Here is a 5393-nt window from a genome sequence, read left to right as displayed (position 1 = left end):
CCCCAAACATATCGAATTTATCGACAAAAAGGGGATTGGAAAACTCAAGCTTGTCGGAACTTGGGATCTGGCATTTTATCCAGTCGAACAAATTAAACGAGTGAGGTTGGTTAGAAGGGCAGATGGGTATTACGTTCAATTTTGCATCCAAGTCGATGTGAAGGTAAAAACACAACCGACAGGGAAAACAATTGGGTTAGATGTAGGATTAAAAGAGTTCTACACCGATAGTAATGGCAACAGTGAACCCAACCCTCGTTTCTACAGAAAAAACGAAAAGCAATTAAAGCTTTATCAAAGACGTGTTTCAAGAAAAAATATTGGCAGTGCCAACCGATTAAAAGCCATTAAACGACTGGGCAAAGCACACCTCAAAATAAGTAGACAACGTGTAGGCGTAGCCCGCCGAAGGCTAGAACACGCTAAAAAACTGGCGCGTTGCGTAATCCAATCAAACGATTTGGTCGCCTACGAAGATTTGAGGATTAAGAACTTAGTAAAGAATCATTGTCTAGCCAAGTCAATTAATGATGCGGGTTGGTATCAATTCAGAAAATGGTTAGAGTATTTTGGAAGCAAGTTCGGTCGGGTAACAGTTGCTGTTAACCCTGCTTATACCTCCCAAACCTGCTCTAATTGTGGTGCGATTGTTAAAAAATCTCTATCAACTCGAACTCATATTTGTCAGTGTGGGTGCGAGTTAGACAGGGATCATAATGCCGCAATTAATATTCTGAATTCAGCTTTGAGTACGCTAGGGCATAGCGGAACTTGGATCTTAGATCAAAACGCTACCCTTCGGGAACGCCTGCGGCGAACAGGAGATTTTACCTCTACTGTGATAGGAGAAATCCTGTCTCAGCAAGTTGAGTCGTAGAATGAAGAATCCCCGTCGTTTACGACGTGGGAGTGTCAATTGATGATAACTAATTCGTCCAAAAGATTGCCGAACGGTAATCTATGAGAAAGTTGAGTGCATCAAACTGTTGCAGAAACCCGGTTTCTAGACTAAAATTCTGGGTTTTGAGGTTTAAACATCTGCAAGAAACCGGGTTTGTCACCCTGATGCAAGATCTGAGGTACATCAAACTGTTGCTTTGGTGATTGCTGAGGAAAGAGGTCTGGGATTGGATTACCCTAGCTATTATCGAGTTTCTGCACGAGAGACGATACAATAGTTAATCATCTGCTGAAATCTTGATTATTGAAATTATTAACTCGATATGACACCTCTAGAAACTCCTGAATCTGGTTCAAATAAGAACGGTGTTGCTGTTACTGAAGACAGTTTGCCTTCCGAAGTCTTGATGAATCCTGAAGAAGAGAAAATGAATTCAGGTGATGAATTTCCCGATGAAGTGGAAATGTCGTTATTTGATCATTTAGAAGAGTTACGACAACGGATTTTTTATTCGTTAATTGCAGTCGTTATTTCGGCGGTGGGTTGTTTTATTTTTGCCAATTCTATTGTTGAAGTTTTACAAAAACCCGCCCAAGGGGTGAAGTTTCTGCAACTGGCACCCGGAGAATATTTCTTCGTTTCAATACAAGTGGCGGGTTACAGTGGGTTAGTGTTGGCGAGTCCGTTTATTCTCTATCAAGTTGTCAGGTTTGTTTTACCCGGAATTAGTGTTCAAGAACGTCGATTTTTAGGGCCGATATTCTTTGGTTCAACAATTCTGTTTGGTGTGGGTTTGGTGTTTGCTTATGTGGCGATTGTTCCGGCTGCACTGAAGTTTTTTATTGGTTATGGCGGCGATGTGGTTGAACAGTTCTGGTCGATAGAAAAGTATTTTTCTTTTGTGTTAAAATTATTGTTTGTCACCGCGTTATCGTTCCAAGTTCCGGTGATTCAGATTTTGTTAGGGCTACTCGGAATTGTGTCATCTAAAAAGATGTTTTCCGGTTGGAAATATGTGGTGTTAGGTGCCTTTGTTGCTGGGGCTATTTTAACCCCTTCTACTGATCCTTTGACTCAAAGTTTATTAGGTGGATCGGTTGTGATGCTATATTTTGGAGGAATTGGAGTGGTTAAGGTGTTAGGAAAATAATTTTGTAAACTCAAAAAATTAAAGCTCTAATAGTGAGTTAAGCAAAGTATAATCTTCCTACTTCAATATTTCCAATTAATTGCTTTATTGCATAATAAGGAAAGAAAGCTGTTCTTCCCTTGTTTTTTCAAGCTCACTTAATGTTTCAATCATCCAACTCATATCATCAGTATTGTGATAACGGGAATAGGGAAAGTCTGGGTAAATAATAGGTGTTTTACCTTTGAGATGAATCAATAACATTCTAGCGATCGCTCTTCCCAAAGAACAGGGGACTGCATTTCCAACTTGTCGATATTGATCCAGTAAACTTCCTAAAATTATCCAATCATCTGGAAACTCTTGTATTCGCTTGTACTCTTCAATACTGAGGGGTCTATCTTCTTCTGGATGTGCTAAATCAGTTGCAGGCATAGCCGGATGTGTCAACAATGTAGGAGAAGGCTTATCCCAGGCTAACCTTCGATAAAAGCCTGTTTTTCCACCGCCTGCATGATAAGAACCTCCTAAAGCTTCTTGGTGTAATTCTACTGGCAAATCTCGCCAATGTTGTCCAGCTTTTAACAGTCGATAATATTTAAGTCGTTTTTCTGGGAACTTGACAAAATGATGTTCATTCTGAGGAAGTCCTTCTAGCGCCTCTCTCAATGTTCGCCATCGCGGAAGATTATATAAACCTTTCTCTGAGTGAGTCGGTGTTAGGTAGGGAAGTTTTTTTCCATCCCGGCTACAAGTAATAATAATTCTTTCTCGTTGTTGTGGAGTTCCAAAATTGGCAGTATTATATAAGTTGAAAGAAATACTATACCCAGCTTCTTTCAATTTATGAGTGATAAAAAGTAGTGCGCTTCCCCGTTGTTCATCGGGTGATAAAGGTGGATAGTTTTTACCTCTCATATTATGAGGTCTATGCTTTAATGTTGCTGATAATAACCCTCGAACATTTTCAATTACTGCGAACTTGGGTTGTAGTTCAATTATTAAATCGATAAACGTTAAACAGACATTTCCTCGTTCATCATTGAACCCTTGTCGTTTACCCGCACTACTGAAAGCTTGACAAGGAGGCCCACCAACGATTAGATCGATTTCTTCGTCAGGACTCAAACCTGCTTTTTCCTTAATTGCTGTGGCTGAGTAGTCTCTAATATCTCCGATGAGTGCCACATCTGGTCGATTTGCTTCTATTGTTTTTCGGGCTGCGGCATCGATCTCGCAGGCGAGAAGCACCTTAATTCCTTCCTCTTCCAGTCCTAAATCTAAGCCCATACATCCGGAAAAAAAGCTTAAGGCTTTCAGATTTTGCTTCTTGAAAAATCTTCCTTCATACATAATTTGGTACTGCTATACCCGCCTGATATTCTATGGAGTGATACTTATAAAGTGATTGAAATTCAAGAATTTTATACCAGCGCTCACTGCGATAACTAAAGACGTTCAAGAAGAACGCCTCTAGAATATTTTGGGATGAATTTTGGGAGCTTATTTGGTGGTTTTCTTACGAGTGCTTGAACGCTTAGTCGTTCCTGTTGTTTTAGTCGTAGTTCCTGTTGTTTTCGACTTTGTTTTCGACTTTGAACCGGAACTTGCTTTCGCCGCCAACCATTCCAACGCCTGCTCTAAGGTTACATCCTCAACGGTTACTTCTTTTGGAACAGAAGCATTGGTTTTCCCATGTTTAACGTAAGGACCATAACGGCCATCATAAACGTTCACAGGTTCGTTATCTTCAGGATGAGCGCCTAACTCTCGTAAGGGGGTCGCCGTGCGCCGAGTACCTCGACTAGCTTTCGGTTGAGCCAACATTTCCAAGGCCCGATCTAACGTAATACTCAACACATCATCCGGAGCTTTAATGGAACGATAGTCTTTCCCCTCTTTACCCTGATCATGGACAACATAGGGGCCAAACCGTCCAATTGCCGCTTTGACTTTCGCCCCCGTTTCAGGATGAACCCCCAACAGTCGCGGTAATGACAGTAAACCCACCGCCATGTCAAAAGTCACGCTATCCTTTTCAACGCCTTTGGGTAAAGACACCCGCTTGGGTTTTTTATTCTCCTCAGACTCCTCACCCAACTGCACATAGGGGCCATAGGGGCCAATCAACATAAAAATCCCTTCTCCCGTTTCGGGATGCAGCCCTAACTTTTCAGGGCCTTCGGTTTTTTGCTGAAGCAGTTCTTGCACCAACTCAGGCGTCAGATCCGCCGGGGTTAAGTCTTGCGGAATAGAAGCCGTAACGATTTCTGAGCCATTTTCCGCTTCAATATACGGCCCAAACTTGCCAATACAAACCCGATAGAGAATACCATCGGTTTCACCCCCCAGTTTTTCGAGTTCGATAGTCCGAGCAACTTTGGCATCAATTTGACTTTCCTGTTCCCGAACTTGCGTTTCTAACCCCTGATCTCCCGAATAAAACTTCTGCAAATAGGGAAGCCAACTCGCCTCTCCCTCCGCAATATCATCGAGGGTATTTTCCATGCGGGCGGTGAACCCAATATCTACCAAGTCGGGGAAATGTTTTTCCAGTAAATTCGTCACCGCAAACGCCGTAAACGTCGGGATGAGGGCATTTCCTTTTAACTGAGCATAGCCGCGATCAATAATGGTGCCAATGACACTGGCGTAGGTACTGGGTCGGCCAACGCCTTCACTTTCGAGGGTTTTCACCAGAGACGCTTCTGTAAACCGAGCGGGGGGCTGGGTTTCGTGGCTAATGGCTTCGAGTTCCTGACATTTGGGATGATCGCCCACTTTCAGAGGCGGAAGTAATACTTCTTGGTTTTCTAAGGCTGCTTCGGGATCATCAGAACCTTCGACATAGGCCCGTAAGAAGCCGGGAAAATCAATGCGTTTTCCACTGGAACGAAAACCCGCATTTTCGACTTGCAACTCAACAGAAATGTTGGTTTGTTGGGAGTCGGCCATCTGACAAGCGACGGTTCGCTTCCAAATCAAATCATAGAGTTTCAGGTCATTTCCGCCGAGAGAGGTTTCTTGGGGCGTGCGGAAACGACTTCCCGCCGGACGGATGGCTTCGTGGGCTTCTTGAGCGCCTTTTGTTTTGGTCGTATATTGGCGGGGTTTGGGACTGAGGTAGTTTTTGCCGTATTTCTCCTCAACGCAGGCCCGAGCCGCTTCTATCGCCTGTTCAGATAGGTGAACGGAGTCGGTTCGCATATAGGTGATAAAGCCCCGTTCGTACAACCCTTGAGCCACTTGCATCGTCTGACGCGCACTCAGTCGCAATTTGCGGTTGGCTTCTTGTTGGAGGGTGGAAGTCGTAAACGGGGGGGCGGGTTTGCGGGTAACAGGACGTTCTTCGATATTACTGAC

Annotated in this window: 4 protein-coding genes; 2 read left to right on the top strand and 2 right to left on the bottom strand. The window is 43.4% G+C overall.

The features are described from left to right. Both WN50_RS10335 and tatC read left to right on the top strand, forming a co-directional pair. A partial coding sequence (locus tag WN50_RS10335) for an RNA-guided endonuclease InsQ/TnpB family protein (RefSeq protein WP_235440904.1) occupies positions 1-877 on the top strand: 877 nt, incomplete at its 5' end. 346 nt (positions 878-1223) lie between these two features. Next, complete coding sequence (tatC, locus tag WN50_RS10330) at positions 1224-2051, top strand: twin-arginine translocase subunit TatC (protein WP_063847378.1); 828 nt, start codon at positions 1224-1226, stop codon at positions 2049-2051. Positions 2052-2135: 84 nt separating this feature from the next. Here the strand turns inward: tatC and WN50_RS10325 are convergent, their stop codons facing one another. Together WN50_RS10325 and WN50_RS10320 are read right to left on the bottom strand one after the other, a co-directional pair. After that, positions 2136-3383 carry a DNA cytosine methyltransferase gene (locus tag WN50_RS10325; protein ID WP_046280475.1) on the bottom strand — a complete coding sequence of 416 codons (1248 nt, stop codon included), beginning with the start codon at positions 3381-3383 and terminating at the stop codon, positions 2136-2138. Positions 3384-3533: 150 nt separating this feature from the next. Next, the coding region (locus WN50_RS10320) for a DNA topoisomerase (RefSeq protein WP_046280474.1) at positions 3534-5393 on the bottom strand (1860 nt) is incomplete at its 5' end.

The sequence above is a fragment of the Limnoraphis robusta CS-951 genome, from assembly GCF_000972705.2.
The sequence above is the reverse complement of the archived record's forward strand: the minus strand, read 5'-3'. Positions and strand labels throughout refer to the sequence as shown.